This is a genomic window from Paraburkholderia sp. SECH2, from assembly GCF_030464795.1.
Taxonomy (GTDB): domain Bacteria; phylum Pseudomonadota; class Gammaproteobacteria; order Burkholderiales; family Burkholderiaceae; genus Paraburkholderia; species Paraburkholderia aspalathi.
In genome coordinates this window covers 118,436-135,705 of record NZ_JALPRH010000019.1, presented here as the reverse complement: position 1 = coordinate 135,705, position 17,270 = coordinate 118,436, and the positions used below count along the sequence as shown (strand labels likewise).

The following is a 17,270-nucleotide window of genomic DNA, read 5'->3' as shown; positions in this document are numbered from 1 at the left end:
TGCTTGATCCAACTCAATCGGAACGCCAGCGCCGCGGGTATGTTGGATCGACCTCCAGTGTGCGCATTCGGGCAGCCCGCGACATTCGGATGGCGACGAACATTAAAAGGAACATCGACGTGCAAAACTCTGGCCCGACTCCCGAACGGTCCCTCACCGCTGAAGTTGATAGCTACGATGCAGAGGACGGCAAGTTCTACCTCGTCGGTGGCGGCATCGCTTCATTAGCGGCAGCGGCCTTCCTTATCCGCGATGGGCACGTACGCGGTTGCGACATCACGATTCTGGAAGCGCTCGACAAACCTGGCGGCAGCCTCGACGGCTCGGGTTCGGCGGAAAGCGGCTACGTCGTGCGCGGCGGCCGCATGCTAGAAAGCAAGTATCTGTGCACCTATGATCTTTTCTCATCGATACCGGCGCTGGACGGCAGCAAAAGCGTCACGCAGGAAATATTCGAATGGAACGAAACCATCAGCACCTCGTCCAGGTCGCGTCTCGTCAGAAACGGAAAACGCGAAGATACCCCCGCTTACGGGTTGGATGAACATGACCTGCTGACGTTGGGACGCCTGTCGATTGAACCAGAAGTCATGCTCGGCAACAGCCGCATTTCCGATCACTTCGACGCATCTTTCTTCGAAACCAATTTCTGGTTGATGTGGTGTACGACGTTCGCGTTCCAGCCGTGGCATAGCGCGGTCGAGTTCCGGCGCTATCTCCTGCGCTTCGCCCATATGTCCTCCGGATTCAACCAGTTGCACGGCATCATGCGCACGGTCTACAACCAGTACGATTCGATGATCCTGCCACTGCGCCGCTGGCTGGACGAACATGGCGTTGCGTTCCGGCCGAACATCCAGGTGACCGATCTGCTGTTCGACGAAAGCGGCGCGGAGAACCGCGTCCGTGGCATTGTCTGTAAAACCGCGCATCGGCGCCTCGAGATACCGGTCGCGACAGCAGACAAGGTCGTCGTCACACTCGGATCGATGACCGCCGGCTCCAGCCTCGGCAGCATGGACCACCCCGCGCCTTTGACTACCGTCGACAGCACAGGCGCCTGGCCCTTGTGGAAGACGATCGCCGCGGGCCGGCCCGAATTCGGTCACCCTTCCGTTTTCGCGGATCATATCGACGAGTCGAAGTGGCTGTCGTTCACGGTCACGTTGCGCGACCCGGCGCTGTTCCGGCTGATCCGCGACCTGACCGGCAATATGCCGGGTGAAGGTGGCCTGATTACCTTTCCCGAGTCAAGTTGGCTCGCGTCCATCGTGTTGCCGCATCAGCCGCATTTCATCGGTCAGCCTGCGGACGTGCAGGTGCTGTGGGGCTACGGCTTGCGGGTCGACCAGCCCGGCGATTTCGTCGGGAAGCCCATGTCGGCATGCACCGGCCGCGAAATTTTGACCGAAATCCTTGGCCATTTGCGGATCGAAGCAGAAGCAGCGCATATTCTCGAACACGCCAATAGCATTCCCTGCCTGATGCCGTTCATCACGAGCCAGTTCATGCCACGCAGCCAGGGCGACCGGCCGCATGTGAGCCCTGACGGCTGGCAAAATCTTGCGTTTACGGGGCAGTTCTGCGAGCTGCCCGACGATGTTGTCTTCACCGTCGAATACTCGGTTCGTTCAGCGCAGAACGCGGTGTACGCGTTACTCGGACTCGATCTTGCCGCGCCAGACGTCTACAAAGGCCAGCACGATCCGCGAATCGTGTACAAGGCGTTTTCAGCGTTGCGTGACCGCTAGCGCTCGCTATCCTGCTTCCCGCTAGAACCGTGCGGCCAAGGTGCGCCGCTCTCCAAGAAAACCGTGTCAACGTCTTTCAGCGAGGTAATGTAGTGGACATCGACCGGCCGCCGCAGACCAAAAGCTTTCGCGCGCTTCTTGGACGTCTGAAGGAGCATCCGCTCGCACGCGTCGGCCCGGGCCTCATCACCGGTGTCGCCGATGACGATCCGAGCGGCATCGCCACCTATTCGCAGGCAGGCGCGCAGTTCGGCCTGAACATGCTCTGGACGATGCCGCTCGCCTTCCCGTTGATGGCAGCCGTCCAGGCTATGTGCGCGAACCTTGGCCGGGTAACCGGCAAAGGACTCGCCGCCAACATCAAGAGCGCATTTCCGCCGGTCGTGCTTCAGGGTGTCGTGTTGTTGTTGCTCGTCGCCAATGTCCTGAATATCGCTGCCGACGTCGCCGCCATGGGTGAAGTCGCGGAACTCGTGAGCGGCATCGACCGCCATCTGATGACGGCCTGCTTCGTGTTCGGAACACTGCTGTTGCAGGTATTTGTCCCCTACCACCGGTACGTCTTCTTTCTGAAGTGGCTGACCGTCTCGCTGCTCGCCTACGCCGCCGTACTATTCACGGTTCACGTACCGTGGAGCGAAGTCGCGCTGCGCACGCTATGGCCGCACCTTACGCTGAACGCCAACGCGGCGGCGGTGATCGTTGGCGTGTTCGGCACGACGATCAGCCCTTACCTCTTTTTCTGGCAGGCGTCCGAAGAAGTCGAAGAGATGCAGGCGAATGGCGGCAGCGCCGCGCTAGTGAATGACGCGGGAGCGGCGCCCACAGAGCTTCGCCGCATTCGCTGGGACACCTGGACCGGCATGTTCTATTCGGACGTCACGGCTTTTTTCATCATTCTGGCAACCGCCGTCACGCTGCATGTAGCCGGTGTGACCGACATCACCACCGCAGCGCAAGCCGCGAGCGCGCTGCGGCCGCTTGCCGGCAATTTTGCCTACATCCTTTTTGCGCTGGGTATCCTCGGTGTCGGCCTGATCGGCGTGCCGGTGCTCGCCGGCTCCGGCGCTTATGCGCTCTCCGAGGCGATGGGATGGCGCGAAGGTCTGGAGCGTAAGGTCCGGGATGCACGCGGTTTCTACGCCATCATCGCCGTCAGCGTGCTGGCGGCACTCGCCATCCAGTATTCGCCGATCAGTCCGATGAAGGCTTTGTTCTGGAGCGCGGTCATCAACGGCGTCGTGGCCGTGCCGTTGATGGTCGTGATTCTGATCCTCGTGTCCAGAAAGTCGGTCATGGGCGCGTTCACCGCCAGCCGGCCGCTCGTCGTTCTCGGCTCGATCGCTACGCTGGTGATGGGCGTGGCCGCTGTCCTGATGCTGCTGCCGTCTTAGACAGTCCGATCGCCTTTGCTTCCCTTCCAGAACTATTCAAACGCCGGCCCCGGCACCCGCCGCGAGCTCCACGATATCGGCCGTGATCTCGTCCTGACGAACCTGCCGGTAGCGTTGCGTAAGGTCGGCAAGGGTCTCCTTCACATTGGCGCGCGCGGCCAGCATCGCGCGCACGCGTGCCTCGTTTTCGGCAGCGAACGACAGCATCAATGCCTCGCACAACTCGACATACACGTAGGCTTCGACCAGTCCCGCAAGCAGACGGCCGGCGGACAATGTGAGTAACGGTGGCTGGCTGCGCCGCTCAATGGAAAATCGCGAGAAATCGAACGGAATCAGACTGTGTTCGACGATCTCACAGTGCGCCGCGATGCCCGGCACTGCGTGAATGACCGAGACGTGGGTCACGCCTCGATTGCCAAGACGCGCATAGAGCGCGTCCGTGATCCGGCTTGCGAGCGACGGTACGTCGTCGGCATGGGAGGCCGCGGGAGAACTCCAGGCGAACGGCAGCCTGCGTTCATTTGCCACAATTTCGCCGCGGGTACCAACGAGCAGCAACTCACACTGCGCCGACGTCAGACGGGACAATGCGTGGTCGATGATCTGCTCGTTGAACGAGCCGACGAAACCCTGCTCCGCGCACAGCGCGATGACGATCCGCGCGCCGTGCTCCCGCACGCGCGCAGGTTCCCCCGAAGCGTGGGCCAGCGCGGCGCCAATCGCAGCGCCCACTGTCGAGGCCGACGAACGGATCCCCGGCAACCGCCGTTGGGCTTCGCGCGAACGTGCTGCCGCAATGCCGCGCATCGCCCCAATAACGGCGTCCAGTTGCCGGGCGGTCGCGCTGCGCGACTCGATTTCGGCGAGTTTTCCGCTCATGGCGTGTTCGCGCTGCTTGCCGTGCCGCTAGCGGCTCCTGGCGCGAACTGCTGCACCAGTTCGCTAACTGCAGCAACCAGCACCGCTTGAACGTCGGCGCTCAATGGCATGCGCGAGGACCGCGAAAAGCCCGCCGCGATCTGGCTTTGCAGGCGCTGGCTCGCCAGATGTCCGGCCAGTTGCGTTCGCACTTGCACGACAATTTCGCTCGGCACTGAATCGAACACCCCTTCCGCCAATGCTGACAATAGAGCGATCTCTTCGAGCGTGCTTAGCGCGCTGAAGCGCGGCTGCGCGATCAACGCACGGATACGTTCCCCGCGGGCTATCTTGCCGGCGACATGCGCATCCGTCAGCCCACCGAAGCGGCTGAACATCTCCAGCTCCAGAAACTGCGCGTAATCGAGGCGCAGCCGTCCCGACACGCCCCGCAAAGCCGGATGTTGCGCCTTGCCGCCGACACGGCTGACGCTCAAGCCCACGTCGACGGCCGGACGCTGGTTTGCCGCGAACAGCGCCGCATCGAGCACGATCTGGCCGTCCGTAATCGAAATGAGATTGGTCGGGATATACGCGGACAGGTTGCCCATATCGGTTTCCGCGATCGGCAGCGCGGTCAGCGATCCGCCACCCAGCCCGGCCGACAGCTTCGCCGCGCGTTCCAGCAAGCGGGCGTGGACATAGAAGATGTCGCCAGGATAGGCCTCGCGCCCCGGCGGCTCGCGCGTCAGCAGCGCCAGTTCACGATGCGTCGCGGCATGCTTGCTGAGGTCGTCGACAACAACCAGTGCGTGCTGCCCCCGATCGCGAAAGTACTCGGCGATCGTGAAGCCGGCGAACGGTGCGATCCATTGCAATCCCGGCGCTGACGCCGCGGCTGCGACAACGAAGATGCAGCGCTCGGGCGCTCCGTACTGACGCACTGATTCGATGACCCGCTGCACGGCGGTTGTGCGCTGGCCGATCGCCACGTAGACGCAGATCATGTCCGAATGCTTCTGGTTGACGATTGTGTCGATCGCTAAAGCGGTCTTGCCCGTCGCACGATCGCCGATAATCAGCTCGCGCTGCCCGCGGCCGATCGCGAACAGCGCATCGACGAGAAGTACACCCGTTTCGACGGGTTCACTGACCAGATCGCGCTCGATGATCGCCGGCGCCGGCCGTTCGACCGGCATGCGCGTCTCGGCAACGATCGGATCGTCGCGATCGAGCGGTCGCCCGAGCGGATCGATCACACGCCCGAGCAGCCCTTCTCCAACCGGCACTTGCAGCACAGTGCCGGTGCAGGTCACGCAAGAGCCCGCTTCAACGGCGGTGCCGTCGTCCAGCAGCACAACGCTGATGACGTCCGCATCCAGCGTGTGCGCAAAGCCGGTCGCGCCGCTCTCGAAATGGAGCAGTTCGTTGAGGGCCGCATTCGGCAGTCCCGAGACAAATGCGATGCCATCGCCAAACCGTTCAACGCGTCCGAGCGTCTGCGCGTGCGGCTTCACAACCGTTCGGGCGAGTGTGTTGCGCTGGTCCGCGAGCCAGGGATCGTCGATCATGTCAGCGGGGCGCATTATCGCCACTCAGCAACGCCGCGCTGATCTGCACGAGATCGGCCTTGAAACTGTTGCGCACCACTGCATGGACGGCCGTCAGTTCCAATCCGGCGATCAGAGAAGGGTCGACTTCGATCTGAAGGGATACCGGCCGGTTCAGACAGGTCGTCAGCGCGGCGCGGCAGCTCTCTTGTTCCTGCTGGCTCAGCGTGCGCGGCGCGGAGAGTGAAAGCGCGACACCGTTTGCGCCGAGTTCCGTCCGAACCTGCGCGGGCAACTGGGCGATTCCGTCGACGAGACCGCCGATGAAACCGCTCACCCGCGCACTCTCAGGCAGCCGGTCAAGCAGTTTTGTCGCGATATCGATGGCGAGTTGCGTCGCACGGGCGGCGACAAGCTTGCCCTGCTCCGCACGCGCCGCCTCGGTTTCGGCGGTAGCTGTTGCGCGCAGCCTGTCCGCGTCAGCGTGCGCCGTGGCCAGCAACGCGGCCTTCTCGTTCTCGGCTTCCGCAGCGATCGTTTTCATGGCGTCGGCGCGAGCGGCGACAAGCCGCTGGGTCTCGTGAACCGCCGCGTCTCGCTCGAGGACGGCCGCGTGCTTCGCCGCGTCGGCATCCGCAATCAACGCTTGCGCCGCCTTCTGACGCTCGGCGATGATGCCCGCGACCGGACGGAACAGGAAGCGCGCCAGCAACCATATGAGCACCAGCGCATTGATGGTCTGCAGCAGGAGTGTCGACCAGTCGATTCGCATGGCCGCCGCCTATTTGACGAACGGGTTGGCGAAGAGCAGCAATAACGCGATCACGAGGCAATAGATCGCCATCGTCTCGATCATTGCAAGCCCGACGAAGAGCGTGCGCGACACGGTTCCGGCCGAGTCCGGTTGCCGCGCGATCGCATCCATCGCGGCGGCGACAGCACGGCCTTCAGCAAGCGCCGGGCCGATCGCGCCGAACGATACAGCCAGCGCCGCAGCGGCAATGCTGACAACTTCGATGAGGTTATTCATGAGACTTCGCCCTTTTTTATGTTGACCTGACTGTGGGTATCGCTGATCGCCGCGCCGATGAAAACCATCCCCAGCACGGAAAAAATATAGGCTTGTACCGCGCCGGTGAGCAGGTCCAGCGCCATCAGCGGAATGGGTACGAGCAACCCTGCGAGCGACAGGATGATGCCGATCACAAACACGCCGCTCATTACATTGCCGAACAGGCGCACGACGAGTGAAAACGTCCGGGTGATCTGCTCGACGACATTCAGCGGGATCATGACCCAGCTCGGCTCGGCGAATGCCGCAAGGTAAGCGGCCGTGCCTCGCGTGCGAATGCCGTAGAAAACCGTGGCGCCCAGCACGATCAGCGCAAGCGCGGCATCGGTCTCGAGGTGTGCGGTCGGCGGACTCACCCCCGGCACGAGCGCCGACCAGTTGGCAATCAGCACGAAGATGAAGAGCGTACCGATCAGCGCACGGTAAGTGGCGGGCTCGGTTTGCATGGTGTCGCGGATCTGCTGATCGATCGTGACGACCAGCAGTTCAAGCGCGGTTTGCAGCCTGGTCGGCGCGAGCGACAACTTTCGGCTCAGCAAAACTGCCCCGACAGTCAACAGAATCATGAGCGCCCACGTGACCAGTACCGGCGCCGTAATGGATAGCGGGCCGATATGCCACAGCAGTGCGGTCGCGAGCGGCGAAGTGATCATCGACTGCCTCCATAGCGTCGCACCGCCACGCCACGCGCAAGCAGAAACCCCATCATGCCCGCGAGCAGCCCTATGGCGCCGACATCCGCGAGCATCAGAAATAGCGCCCCGGTGAGCGCGAATCTGGCAAGCTGCAAGGCTAGGGCCGGCATCGCTTTGCCCGATGCGAACAACGGCCAGTTCCAGCGCAGCGACAGGAAGTGCCATGCACCGGCCAGGATTCCCACTGAGAGTCCCAGCGCGAGTTGTGCCGCTATCGACGCCAGTGGACTATTCATGATGGTTCCGTTGCTGACGATGCATCCACTTCCATGCCGACCAGAAGCCGACGGCTGCGCCGATCATCAGCAGCGGCGCCGAGAAGAACACGCCCGTGCCGAATGTCCGGTCCAGCCAATGGCCGAGTGCGAGACCCATCAGCGTGGGCAGGACAATGGCCCAACCGAGGATGCCGATCTGGCCGAGCCGGCTGCCGAGCGACGGTTCCGGCTCCTCGCGACCGCGCAAATCGCGCTCGGCGGCCCGTCTGGCGGCGCCGGCGATCTGCTCGCTTCGCTGATTGTGCTCGTCCGTGTCGCGCCCGCTCATCGCAGAATTCCTCCAATGCTATCCTCAGCCACGCCGTCGGCGTCTGCGCGCGGCCGCAGATAACGCAGCATCTGACGCACGGCTCGAGCATGCAGTTGCAACTGCTCGACGCGGGCGCGCCGCGCCGCATCGGCCTCGCTGGCGTGGCGGCTGCGAACGCCAGTTTCGAGGCCTTCCAGTGAGTCGCCGGGGACCGCTTCGCGGCAAGCAATGGAAACGTCCGTTCCGTGCGAGACCAATAGCACGCCGCCATCCACCGCGCAGTAGTGGATCGAATCATCCGCGCACATCCAGCGGACCACCGAGGGCGCCAGCAGCGTCACGAAGTCGGCATGACCGGTCCGGATGCCGAACGAGCCGCTTTCATCCTCCGCGCGTAGAGACACGATCTCGACTGCGTCGAACCATACGTGCGACGGCGTGGCCAACGTCAGCGTCAGGCGGGTGGCGCTCATGTCGCGTTCTCCGCGACGTGGGTCGCACCATCTTGCACGGCGGCTTGCTCCTTGAGGCGGCCTTCGTCGAGGGTACCGATCATGTAGAGCGAGCTTTCCTGCCACGTATCGCACTCGCCCGCCAGAATCGCCTTGCACCCGGCGATCGTATCGGCGAGTGCCACCGAACGGCCCGCTTCACCCGTAAAGGCTTCGGTGACGACGAACGGCTGGGTCAGAAAGCGCTGCAAGCGCCGAGCACGCCCCACGAGGGCGCGATCCTCGGCGCCCAGTTCCTCGATACCAAGCAAGGAGATGACGTCCTGCAGCTCGCGGTAGTGCTCGATGATCCTGCGCACCTCGGTCGCGACGCTCGCGTGTTCCTCGCCGACCACAAGCGGATCGAGCAGGATCGAAGACGATGCGATCGGATCGATCGCGGGATACATGCCTTCGGCGGCCATCGCACGCGACAGCACGACCATGCTGTCGATATGCGCTGCGATCGCGGTCACTGCGGGATCGGTGAAATCGTCGGCCGGCACATACACCGCTTCGATTGCGGTGACCGATGCGTCCCCTACCGACACAATGCGCTCCTGCAGGCTTGCGACTTCGCTCGCGAGCGTGGGCTGGTAGCCCACTCTGGACGGCATGCGCCCGAGCAGGCCCGATACCTCGGCCCCCGCCTGCACGAAGCGAAAAACGTTATCCATGAGCAGGAGAACGCTCTGGTGGCGTTCGTCGCGGAAATACTCAGCGATTGTCAGCGCTGTAAAGGGCACGCGCCAGCGTGCGCCTGGCGGCTCGTTCATCTGTCCATAGACCAGCACGGTGCGCGCCAGCACGCCAGACGTGCGCATGTCGAGCAGCATTTCGTGCCCTTCACGTGAGCGTTCGCCAACGCCCGCGAATACGGAGATTCCTTGATAACGCTCCACCATCGCATGGATCAATTCCATGACCAGCACCGTTTTGCCGACCCCTGCGCCGCCGAACATCGCGGCCTTGCCGCCTTGGGCGAGCGGCGCGAGCAGGTCGATCACCTTGATGCCCGTTGCAAACAACGTGGTGGTGCCTTTCTGCGAAGCGAGCGGCGGCGCGGCGCGATGAATCGGGCGGCGCTCGATCTGTGCGGGTAAGGCTTCGCCGTCGTCACGGGTCGCGCCGGTCACATCGAGCAGCCTGCCTAGCACAGCCTCGCCAACCGGCGCTTCGATCGGCCCGCCACACACGCTCACGCGGGCGCCGCGCCGCAATCCAGCGGTGGACTGCAGCGCCAGCGCACGCACCGTGGTTTCGCTCAAATGGGCTTGCACCTCAGCAAGCACCGGCGCGAGGTCGTCCGACAGGATGAGGAGCGCGTCGTCCACTGGCGGCAGCATGTCATCGGCAAACGTCACGTCGACGACTGCACCACGTACGGCGACCACATACCCGTCGCTTGTGGTCAACGGGGTTGTCGAGAACGAGGTCGCCAGATCAGCCGACATTGTTGGGCCTCCATGCGGCCAATTTCGAATAGTCCAGGATAGCGCCGCGCGCACTCGATCAACTGATCTTCATCAAACTTGTGTGAGATGACGTTTAACCAGAAACAGTCTGTTGTTCATGTCCGCTCAATCTTCTGAATCATCACATCAATTCAAGCGTTCTGGATCTGGCGATGTGTCCTTTGAGCACGTGCGCAAAGACGGCCAATGCGGCGTTTGCATCTTTGTGCGCCTCAGCGGCTGTCACCTTGCATTCGGCAACTGCCAGCCGGCCCACAAGCTCGCGCATTTGCCTCATAGCTTTGTCAGCGCCTCGTCCGCCGAAGCTGCAAAAGAACGCGACCTGTGGAAGCCGCGCACGGTTCTCGACGAGATAGGATCGAACCGGCGCGGACACCGAACCGGCCCAGACCGGCGTGCCTATTACGATCAGGTCGTACGCCGTGACATCGCGTCCGGCTGGAACGATTTCAACGGGACGCTTCATCATGATGTCAGCCAGCGAGCGCAAATATCCACCCACCCCTTTGCGATTGCTGAAATCGCAAATCTCTTCGAGATCCGCTGCCAGCATTTTCGCCATTGCCTGCGCGAGCAACCGTGTGGTGCCGGTGCGCGAGAAATAGACAACAAGGACTTTCGCCTGGGACATTTCAATCTCCTCACCACAGTTGTCGCGCATTCACGTGCGGCAATCGCTGTGCATGTCGGGAGCATAGGCGTGGATGAGAGCGTTCTTATGATCCATGTCAATCGACGGACTCGCCCGTCGGCACGTCCAGTTGTCGTGTAGGAAAAAGCTGACACGAACGAAGGACATCCTACGCAAAGCTCGGCGCTACCTGATTTGTTTCGAGCGGCCGCTGCCCAATACTGAATTTCAAGACAAGCACGGATCGATTGCCCCGCGACGTTATCGCAGCATCTGCCGAAAGTGACCCGTAAGGAGACCGGCCATGTCAAACGCCAACCCTTCCGCCAACGCCGCGACGCTGGCCGGACACCCCCAAAACACGCGTGACGCAGCGAGCGAATTCGATGAGATCCTCGCGCTGGCCCGTGAGGCCGGCATGTTGATCACCCTGGACGGGCAAATCGGCCGCGAAAAATACCAGAGTATCGCCGGCTCGTTGCATGCCTTCAAACGCTTCGCTGAAGCGTTCTGCGAGAGCCTCAGCCAACGTGCGACGGCCTGACGAAGCGTGCGATTCACTTGCCATCAGAGGTGGCGCAATGAAGCTGACTTTTCTGGGTGCGACCGAAACCGTCACCGGCTCGAGATATCTGCTGGAAGGCGCTGGCCTACGGGTGCTGGTCGACTGCGGGCTCTTTCAAGGCACAAAAAATCTGCGTCTGCGCAATTGGGCCGCGTTCCCGGTCTCGGTCGAAACGCTCGACGCGGTGATCCTGACGCACGCCCACCTGGATCACAGCGGCTATCTGCCAGTTCTCGCGCGGATGGGATATCGGGGACCGGTCTATTGCAGCCGTGGGTCCCGCGAACTGTGCGAGGTGCTGTTGCGCGACAGCGCTAGGCTCCAGGAAGAAGAAGCCGCCTTCGCAAACCGCCATGGGTTTTCGAAACATCATCCCGCGTTGCCGCTATACACGCTCGACGATGCCGAAAAGGCGCTGCAGCTGCTCGTGCCACGCGAATTCGATGTACCGAAACAGCTGAATAAGCAAGCGTGCTTCCGGCTATTGCCGTCCGGGCACATTCTGGGCGCTGCCAGCATTGTGATGTGTGTGGAGGGCAAGGTGATCGCGTTCTCGGGCGACGTGGGACGTCCGAACGATCCGATCATGCGCCCGCCCATGCCGCTGGCGCACGCCGACTATCTGGTGGTTGAGTCCACGTACGGCGATCGTCTGCACGAGACAGGCGATCCGGCCACCGAACTTGCCGAGATCTTCTCACGCACCTTCCGGAGAGACGGAGTGGTCGTGATTCCGTGCTTCGCGGTCGGCCGTGCGCAATCCATTCTTCACTACATTGCACGTCTGAAGGCGGCCGGCCGGATGGCCAACGTGCCGGTTTATCTCGACGGCCCGATGGCGTCGAGCGTCACGCAACTGTACCGGCACCACGTCGGCGAGCATCGCCTCACGATGACCGAGGCTAATGCGATCAGCAGCGCAGCCGAAATGGTGCATACCGTCGACGAATCCAAAGCCGTAACGGCCCGGGCCGGTCCAATGGTGGTGATTGCCGGCAGCGGGATGGCAACCGGCGGGCGAGTTGTGCATCACCTGAAGGCGTTCGCGCCCGACAGCCGCAACACCATCGTGCTGGTCGGCTATCAGGCTGCCGGCACACGCGGCGCGGCGCTTGCCGCCCATGCGCCCGCGATCAGGATTCACGGCGACGATGTGCCTGTGCGGGCGTCGGTGGTCGCGCTGTCGTCACTGTCCGCGCATGCGGATTATCAGGAACTGACGACATGGCTTCACTCCATCTCCGTGCCGCCGGAGCGAACCTTCGTCACCCACGGCGAGCCTGGCGCCGCTGACGCGTTACGGCGTCATCTCGAGGAAACGCTTCACTGGCGCTGCGAGGTGCCCATCTACCTCGAATCCGTCGAACTGCCCGGATCCGCCCTCGATGCAGATATTCACCCCTGCGAGGCAAGCGCGATGTCCGACCCTGTATTGACTGATCCAGATCAATCGGCCAGCCACCCCGAAGTGACCTAATCAACGTGTCTTAAACATTAACGAGGGCATGTCATGAAGAATCTAGCGGATTCATTGTCGGGGCCGCCTGTATCCGGCGTGGCCACCCAGACGAAGGCCTCGGCGGCGAAACCCTTGCGGCTCGGCCTGCTGACGGCGCTTGTGATCGGGTCGATGATCGGCAGCGGTGTCTTTTCACTGCCGCAGAACATGGCATCGGGCGCCGGTGCCGCCGCAGTGTTGATTGGTTGGCTGATTACCGGAGTGGGCATGTTGATGCTCGCCTTCGTCTATCAGACCCTGACGACGCGAAAGCCCGATCTCGACAACGGCATCTATGCGTACGCCCGCGCCAGTGCCGGCGACTTCGTCGGCTTCAACTCCGCATGGGGCTATTGGGTCAGCGCGTGGATCGGCAATGTCGGCTATCTCGTCATCGTGTTCGGCACACTCGGTTATTTCTTTCCGTTATTCGGCGACGGCAATACACGCGCCGCCGTACTGGGCGCGTCGATCGTGCTGTGGATCATGCATGCAGTGATTCTGCGCGGCGTGCGCAGCGCGGCCGTTCTCAATGCGATCACTACGGTGGCCAAGGTCATTCCTTTGGTGCTGTTCATTCTGCTCGCGCTCGCGGCATTCAGAAGCCACATCTTCACGCAAGACTTCTGGGGCAGCCCGAAGCTCGGCAGCGTGTTCACGCAGGTCAAAAGCACGATGTTGATCACCGTCTGGGTGTTCATCGGCATCGAGGGCGCCAATGTGTTTTCGGCCCGCGCGCAACGTCGCGAAGATATTGGACGCGCGACGATGCTCGGTTTCGCCGTGGTGTTGCTTCTGCTGATGGCCGTTTCGCTGCTCTCGCTTGGCATCGTCTCGCAGAGCAATCTGGCCGCAATGAAGAACCCATCGATGGCCGGCGTGCTCGACAAGGCCGTCGGCACCTGGGGCGCAGTGCTGATCAGCATCGGGCTGCTGGTGTCGGTAGGCGGCGCACTGCTCGCATGGACCTTGCTGGCGGCGGAAACGCTGTTCACACCTGCGAGCGGCGGCGTGATGCCGGCCTTCCTCGCGCGCGAGAACAGCCACGGCGTACCTGCCAATGCACTGTGGGTGACAAACGGGCTCGTGCAGTTGTTCCTGATCATCACACTGGTGTCGAACGCGACCTACCAGGCGTTGATCTCGCTCGCGACCTCGATGATCCTGATTCCTTATCTTTTCTCGGCCGTGTACGCAACCCGCATTGCCATGCGCGGCGACGGCTACGCCGTAACCGACACCGTCCGTGGACGCGACATGCTGATCGGCGCGGCTGCAAGCGTCTACTGCTGCTGGCTGCTGTATGCGGCCGGCCCGAAGTATCTGCTGCTTTCCGCTCTGCTCTACGCACCTGGCGTCCTGCTGTATGGCTGGGCAAAACACGAACGCGGCGCACATCTCTTCAAGCCCTTCGAAGCCGTCATTCCGGCCGCGCTGATCGGACTCGCCGCAATCGCTGCCTGGCTGCTGTCAAGCGGTGCGTTAGGCCTGTAAGCCGCCCATTACAAGGAGCACCTCTATGGCACTCGGCGTCTTTTCCGAAGTCGGCACCTTGCGCAAGGTCATGGTCTGCCGGCCCGGGCTCGCCCAGGCGCGCCTGACCCCGGCCAATTGCCGCGAACTGCTGTTCGACGACGTATTGTGGGTTTCCCAGGCCAAGACCGACCACTACGCTTTCGTCAGCGCGATGCAGGATCGCGGCATTGAAGTGCTCGATATGCACGACCTGCTCGCGGACATTCTGCAAGGCCAGGACGCACGCGACTGGGTACTCGAACGCAAGCTGTCCTCGGGTATCGTCGACCTGGAGCTGTCCGCACAACTGCTGCCCTGGCTCGACGAGATGAAAGCCGACGAGCTCGCCACCCGGCTGATCGGCGGGATCGTGCGGGCCGAGCTGCCGTTTGAGTCCACGGGTCTGCTGTCGCAATGCACAGAACCTGCCGGATTTCTCCTTCCGCCGTTGCCCAATACGCTGTTTACCCGCGACAACAGTTGCTGGATCAACGACGGCGCAGTACTCGGCTCGATGTACTGGCCGGCGCGCCGCCAGGAAACGCTGCTGAGCGCGGCAATCTACCGTTTTCATCCGCTGTTCAGCGGCGGCACACGCATCTGGTGGGGCGGCCCTGACGTCGATCACGGCGGCGCTACGCTGGAAGGCGGCGACGTCATGCCTTTATCGCGCGACGTCGTACTGATCGGCATGGGTGAGCGCACGTCGCCGCAGGGCGTCGCGCAACTTGCGCGATCCCTTTTCGCACATGAATCGGTGAAACATGTGATCGCCGCACAGTTGCCGCGTTCGCGCGGCGCCATGCACCTCGATACGGTGTTCACCTTCTGCGACCGGGATCTGGTCACGATCTTTCCGGAAGTTGTCGACGGCATCCGCTGCACCAGTCTGCGCCCGTCGCAACGGCCACACGCGCTCGATGTCCGGCCCGAGACCGCACCGTTTCTCGAGGTGGTCGCCCGGGCGCTAGGTCTTAAGGAACTTCGCACCGTCGCCACCGGCGGCGATACATGGGAGGCCGAGCGCGAACAGTGGGACGACGGCAATAACGTGATCGCACTCACGCCAGGCGTCGTGGTGGCCTACAACCGCAACGTCTACACGAACACGCTGCTGCGTAAGGCGGGCGTCGAAGTCATCACGATTCCGAGCGGCGAATTGGGGCGCGGGCGCGGCGGCGGACATTGCATGACCTGCCCGATCGAACGCGATCCCGCCTGACACCCCGCCCGCCTCGCCTATTTCAAGGAACCGCACACCATGGCATTCAACCTGCGCAACCGCAGCCTGCTGAACATGCAGGACTTCACTCCCCGCGACATCCGATTTCTCCTCGATCTCGCCGCGGAGCTGAAGCGCGCAAAGTACGCTGGCAACGAAGTCGCGCGGCTCAACGGCAAGAATATCGCGCTGATTTTCGAAAAGACCTCGACCCGCACGCGCTGTGCCTTCGAGGTTGCCGTGCACGACCAGGGCGGCCATGTCACCTACATCGATTCGGCGAGCTCGCAGCTTGGCCGCAAGGAGTCGCTCAAGGACACGGCGCGCGTGCTCGGCCGGCTCTACGACGGGATTGAATATCGCGGCTTTCACCAGAGCGTGGTGGAGGATCTCGCGTTGTATTCGCATGTTCCCGTATGGAACGGGCTGACCGACGAATTTCATCCTACCCAGGTACTCGCGGACTTGCTGACGATGCAGGAATTCGGTGAAAAGCCGCTGCACGAACTGTCGTTCTGCTACCTCGGCGACGCCCGTTTCAACATGGGCAATTCGTTGCTGATCGGCGGCGTGCAGATGGGCATGGATGTGCGCATTGCCGCGCCGCGCGAACTGTGGCCTCACGACGATCTCGTGACACAGATGCGGCGCCTTGCCGAGCGGACCGGTGCTCGCGTGGCGATCGTCGAGGATCCGCATGAGGCAGTGGGCGGCGCCGACTTCGTCTATACCGACGTGTGGGTTTCGATGGGCGAGCAGGTGGAGGCCTGGGGGCCGCGCATCGAGCTCCTGCGGCCATACCAGGTCAATGCCGCGTTGATGAAAGCAACGGGCAAGCAGCGCACCCACTTCATGCATTGCCTACCCGCTTATCACAATCTCGAGACCGAAACCGGCCGGCAGATTCACGAGCACTTCGGTCTGTCCGAGCTCGAAGTTAGCGACGAAGTCTTCGAATCGAATGCGTCGATTGTGTTCTCGCAGGCTGAAAACCGCATGCATACGATCAAGGCGGTACTCGTGGCGACACTCGCTTAAGGATCCATCATGCGCATCCTGATCGCACTGGGTGGCAACGCGCTGCTTCGGCGCGGCGAGCCGATGACAATGTCGCACCAGATCGCCAATATCCGCCGCGCCGCACAGCAGATCGCGCGGCTAGCCGACGGCAACCAGCTGGTCATCGCGCATGGCAACGGCCCTCAGGTCGGCCTGCTGGCACTACAGGCCGCCGCCGCTGGCCCGACTGGTGCGGCGCCGCTCGATGTGCTCGACGCCGAGTCGGAAGGCATGATCGGCTATCTGCTCGAGCAGGAACTGGCCAACGCATTGCCGCCGCAGCGGCAAGTGGCGACACTGCTGACGCGCGTCGAGGTCGACGCCGACGACCCTGCCTTCACTCACCCCACCAAGCCAATCGGTCCCGTTTACACGGAGGCCCAGGCAGAACGTCTGGCCATCAGCAACGGCTGGAGCGTCGCTCGGGATGGCGACAGTTTCCGGCGCGTCGTCGCGTCGCCGAAACCGCGACGCATCATGGCGCTTCAACCCATTCACTGGTTGCTCGATCACGATGCCGTGGTGATCGCAGCCGGGGGCGGCGGAATTCCGGTCACGGTCGCAGCGGACGGCCGGACTCGCTGCGGCGTGGAGGCCGTGATCGACAAGGATCGGTGCAGCGCGCTGCTTGCGGCAGACGTGGACGCCGATCTGCTGCTGATCGCGACCGACGTTGACGCGGTTTATGCCGACTGGCACACGCCCTGCGAACGCGTGCTGAGCGAGGTGTCGGTTGCGGGACTTCGGTCGATGTCTTTCCCGGCCGGCTCAATGGGGCCGAAGGTCGAGGCCGCGTGCGAGTTCGTCTCGCGCACTGGCCGGCCGGCAGTCATCGGCTCGCTCGATCGCATCGAGGCGATGGCAAACGGCACGGCAGGTACGCGCGTCGTGTGCGCGTAAACAACGTTTGGCGATCGGGTAACCCGTAATCGAACCGGTTAATGCGGCGCTCGAATCGAGCGT

18 protein-coding genes are annotated in these 17,270 nt (G+C 62.8%); 8 read left to right on the top strand and 10 right to left on the bottom strand.

Features of this window, described 5'->3' with window-relative positions:
* The first annotated feature begins 119 nt into the window (after positions 1-119).
* Positions 120-1,751 carry an oleate hydratase gene (locus M0D66_RS26685; protein ID WP_266212041.1) on the top strand — a complete coding sequence of 544 codons (1,632 nt, stop codon included), beginning with the start codon at positions 120-122 and terminating at the stop codon, positions 1,749-1,751.
* 98 nt (positions 1,752-1,849) lie between these two features.
* Positions 1,850-3,145 carry an NRAMP family divalent metal transporter gene (locus M0D66_RS26680; RefSeq protein WP_266212081.1) on the top strand — a complete coding sequence of 432 codons (1,296 nt, stop codon included), beginning with the start codon at positions 1,850-1,852 and terminating at the stop codon, positions 3,143-3,145.
* Between the two features lie 36 nt (positions 3,146-3,181).
* On the opposite strand, the gene M0D66_RS26675 is transcribed toward M0D66_RS26680, so the two are convergent.
* From M0D66_RS26675 to M0D66_RS26630, 10 genes are all read right to left on the bottom strand, one after another.
* Positions 3,182-4,027, bottom strand: a complete 846-nt coding sequence (locus M0D66_RS26675; protein WP_266212039.1) for a F0F1 ATP synthase subunit gamma — start codon at positions 4,025-4,027, stop codon at positions 3,182-3,184.
* Positions 4,024-5,577 (bottom strand): F0F1 ATP synthase subunit alpha, encoded by a 1,554-nt coding sequence (locus tag M0D66_RS26670; protein WP_266212080.1) that lies wholly within the window; start codon positions 5,575-5,577, stop codon positions 4,024-4,026. The genes M0D66_RS26675 and M0D66_RS26670 overlap by 4 nt, the downstream gene beginning before the upstream one ends.
* 1 nt (position 5,578) lies before the next feature.
* Positions 5,579-6,328, bottom strand: coding sequence for a F0F1 ATP synthase subunit delta (locus M0D66_RS26665; protein ID WP_266212038.1), 750 nt, complete (start codon positions 6,326-6,328; stop codon positions 5,579-5,581).
* 9 nt (positions 6,329-6,337) lie between these two features.
* Positions 6,338-6,586, bottom strand: a complete 249-nt coding sequence (locus M0D66_RS26660) for a F0F1 ATP synthase subunit C (RefSeq protein ID WP_054037454.1) — start codon at positions 6,584-6,586, stop codon at positions 6,338-6,340.
* On the bottom strand, positions 6,583-7,281 hold the full coding sequence (locus M0D66_RS26655; protein ID WP_266212037.1) for a F0F1 ATP synthase subunit A: 699 nt from the start codon (positions 7,279-7,281) through the stop codon (positions 6,583-6,585). The genes M0D66_RS26660 and M0D66_RS26655 overlap by 4 nt, the downstream gene beginning before the upstream one ends.
* Positions 7,278-7,559, bottom strand: coding sequence for an ATP synthase subunit I (locus M0D66_RS26650; RefSeq protein ID WP_266212036.1), 282 nt, complete (start codon positions 7,557-7,559; stop codon positions 7,278-7,280). The genes M0D66_RS26655 and M0D66_RS26650 overlap by 4 nt, the downstream gene beginning before the upstream one ends.
* Positions 7,552-7,869: an AtpZ/AtpI family protein gene (locus M0D66_RS26645; protein WP_266212035.1), complete on the bottom strand. Its 318-nt coding sequence runs from the start codon at positions 7,867-7,869 to the stop codon at positions 7,552-7,554. The genes M0D66_RS26650 and M0D66_RS26645 overlap by 8 nt, the downstream gene beginning before the upstream one ends.
* Positions 7,866-8,324: a F0F1 ATP synthase subunit epsilon gene (locus M0D66_RS26640; protein ID WP_266212034.1), complete on the bottom strand. Its 459-nt coding sequence runs from the start codon at positions 8,322-8,324 to the stop codon at positions 7,866-7,868. Before M0D66_RS26640 ends, M0D66_RS26645 begins: the two co-directional genes overlap by 4 nt.
* On the bottom strand, positions 8,321-9,796 hold the full coding sequence (gene atpD / locus M0D66_RS26635; protein ID WP_266212033.1) for a F0F1 ATP synthase subunit beta: 1,476 nt from the start codon (positions 9,794-9,796) through the stop codon (positions 8,321-8,323). Before atpD ends, M0D66_RS26640 begins: the two co-directional genes overlap by 4 nt.
* A gap of 142 nt (positions 9,797-9,938) precedes the next feature.
* Complete coding sequence (locus M0D66_RS26630) at positions 9,939-10,448, bottom strand: NAD(P)H-dependent oxidoreductase (protein WP_266212031.1); 510 nt, start codon at positions 10,446-10,448, stop codon at positions 9,939-9,941.
* Between the two features lie 304 nt (positions 10,449-10,752).
* Here M0D66_RS26630 and M0D66_RS26625 point away from each other — a divergent pair, with 304 nt between their 5' ends.
* The 6 genes from M0D66_RS26625 to arcC are packed head-to-tail and all read left to right on the top strand — an operon-like array spanning position 10,753 to position 17,207.
* Positions 10,753-10,992 (top strand): hypothetical protein, encoded by a 240-nt coding sequence (locus tag M0D66_RS26625; RefSeq protein ID WP_054037462.1) that lies wholly within the window; start codon positions 10,753-10,755, stop codon positions 10,990-10,992.
* A 37-nt stretch (positions 10,993-11,029) separates the two neighbouring features.
* Complete coding sequence (locus M0D66_RS26620) at positions 11,030-12,490, top strand: MBL fold metallo-hydrolase RNA specificity domain-containing protein (protein ID WP_266212030.1); 1,461 nt, start codon at positions 11,030-11,032, stop codon at positions 12,488-12,490.
* A 33-nt stretch (positions 12,491-12,523) separates the two neighbouring features.
* Positions 12,524-14,005 (top strand): arginine-ornithine antiporter, encoded by a 1,482-nt coding sequence (gene arcD / locus M0D66_RS26615; RefSeq protein WP_266212028.1) that lies wholly within the window; start codon positions 12,524-12,526, stop codon positions 14,003-14,005.
* A gap of 25 nt (positions 14,006-14,030) precedes the next feature.
* The gene (locus M0D66_RS26610; RefSeq protein ID WP_266212027.1) at positions 14,031-15,248 is read left to right on the top strand and encodes an arginine deiminase; all 1,218 of its coding nucleotides are present in this window, start codon (positions 14,031-14,033) and stop codon (positions 15,246-15,248) included.
* Between the two features lie 39 nt (positions 15,249-15,287).
* Complete coding sequence (argF, locus tag M0D66_RS26605) at positions 15,288-16,286, top strand: ornithine carbamoyltransferase (protein WP_266212026.1); 999 nt, start codon at positions 15,288-15,290, stop codon at positions 16,284-16,286.
* A 9-nt stretch (positions 16,287-16,295) separates the two neighbouring features.
* A complete protein-coding gene (gene arcC / locus M0D66_RS26600) occupies positions 16,296-17,207 on the top strand; it encodes a carbamate kinase (protein ID WP_266212025.1) in 912 nt (303 codons plus the stop codon).
* Positions 17,208-17,270: the final 63 nt, after the last annotated feature.

What these genes read in the sequence shown, in the direction of transcription:
- M0D66_RS26640 (WP_266212034.1), bottom strand. Translation starts at nt 8,324, where the DNA reads ATGAGCGCCACCCGCCTGACGCTGACGTTGGCCACGCCGTCGCACGTA.
- M0D66_RS26650 (WP_266212036.1), bottom strand. Translation starts at nt 7,559, where the DNA reads ATGAATAGTCCACTGGCGTCGATAGCGGCACAACTCGCGCTGGGACTC.
- M0D66_RS26660 (WP_054037454.1), bottom strand. Translation starts at nt 6,586, where the DNA reads ATGAATAACCTCATCGAAGTTGTCAGCATTGCCGCTGCGGCGCTGGCT.
- M0D66_RS26645 (WP_266212035.1), bottom strand. Translation starts at nt 7,869, where the DNA reads ATGAGCGGGCGCGACACGGACGAGCACAATCAGCGAAGCGAGCAGATC.
- M0D66_RS26625 (WP_054037462.1), top strand. Translation starts at nt 10,753, where the DNA reads ATGTCAAACGCCAACCCTTCCGCCAACGCCGCGACGCTGGCCGGACAC.
- M0D66_RS26675 (WP_266212039.1), bottom strand. Translation starts at nt 4,027, where the DNA reads ATGAGCGGAAAACTCGCCGAAATCGAGTCGCGCAGCGCGACCGCCCGG.
- M0D66_RS26610 (WP_266212027.1), top strand. Translation starts at nt 14,031, where the DNA reads ATGGCACTCGGCGTCTTTTCCGAAGTCGGCACCTTGCGCAAGGTCATG.
- M0D66_RS26665 (WP_266212038.1), bottom strand. Translation starts at nt 6,328, where the DNA reads ATGCGAATCGACTGGTCGACACTCCTGCTGCAGACCATCAATGCGCTG.
- M0D66_RS26670 (WP_266212080.1), bottom strand. Translation starts at nt 5,577, where the DNA reads ATGATCGACGATCCCTGGCTCGCGGACCAGCGCAACACACTCGCCCGA.
- argF (WP_266212026.1), top strand. Translation starts at nt 15,288, where the DNA reads ATGGCATTCAACCTGCGCAACCGCAGCCTGCTGAACATGCAGGACTTC.
- arcC (WP_266212025.1), top strand. Translation starts at nt 16,296, where the DNA reads ATGCGCATCCTGATCGCACTGGGTGGCAACGCGCTGCTTCGGCGCGGC.
- M0D66_RS26630 (WP_266212031.1), bottom strand. Translation starts at nt 10,448, where the DNA reads ATGTCCCAGGCGAAAGTCCTTGTTGTCTATTTCTCGCGCACCGGCACC.
- atpD (WP_266212033.1), bottom strand. Translation starts at nt 9,796, where the DNA reads ATGTCGGCTGATCTGGCGACCTCGTTCTCGACAACCCCGTTGACCACA.
- arcD (WP_266212028.1), top strand. Translation starts at nt 12,524, where the DNA reads ATGAAGAATCTAGCGGATTCATTGTCGGGGCCGCCTGTATCCGGCGTG.
- M0D66_RS26620 (WP_266212030.1), top strand. Translation starts at nt 11,030, where the DNA reads ATGAAGCTGACTTTTCTGGGTGCGACCGAAACCGTCACCGGCTCGAGA.
- M0D66_RS26655 (WP_266212037.1), bottom strand. Translation starts at nt 7,281, where the DNA reads ATGATCACTTCGCCGCTCGCGACCGCACTGCTGTGGCATATCGGCCCG.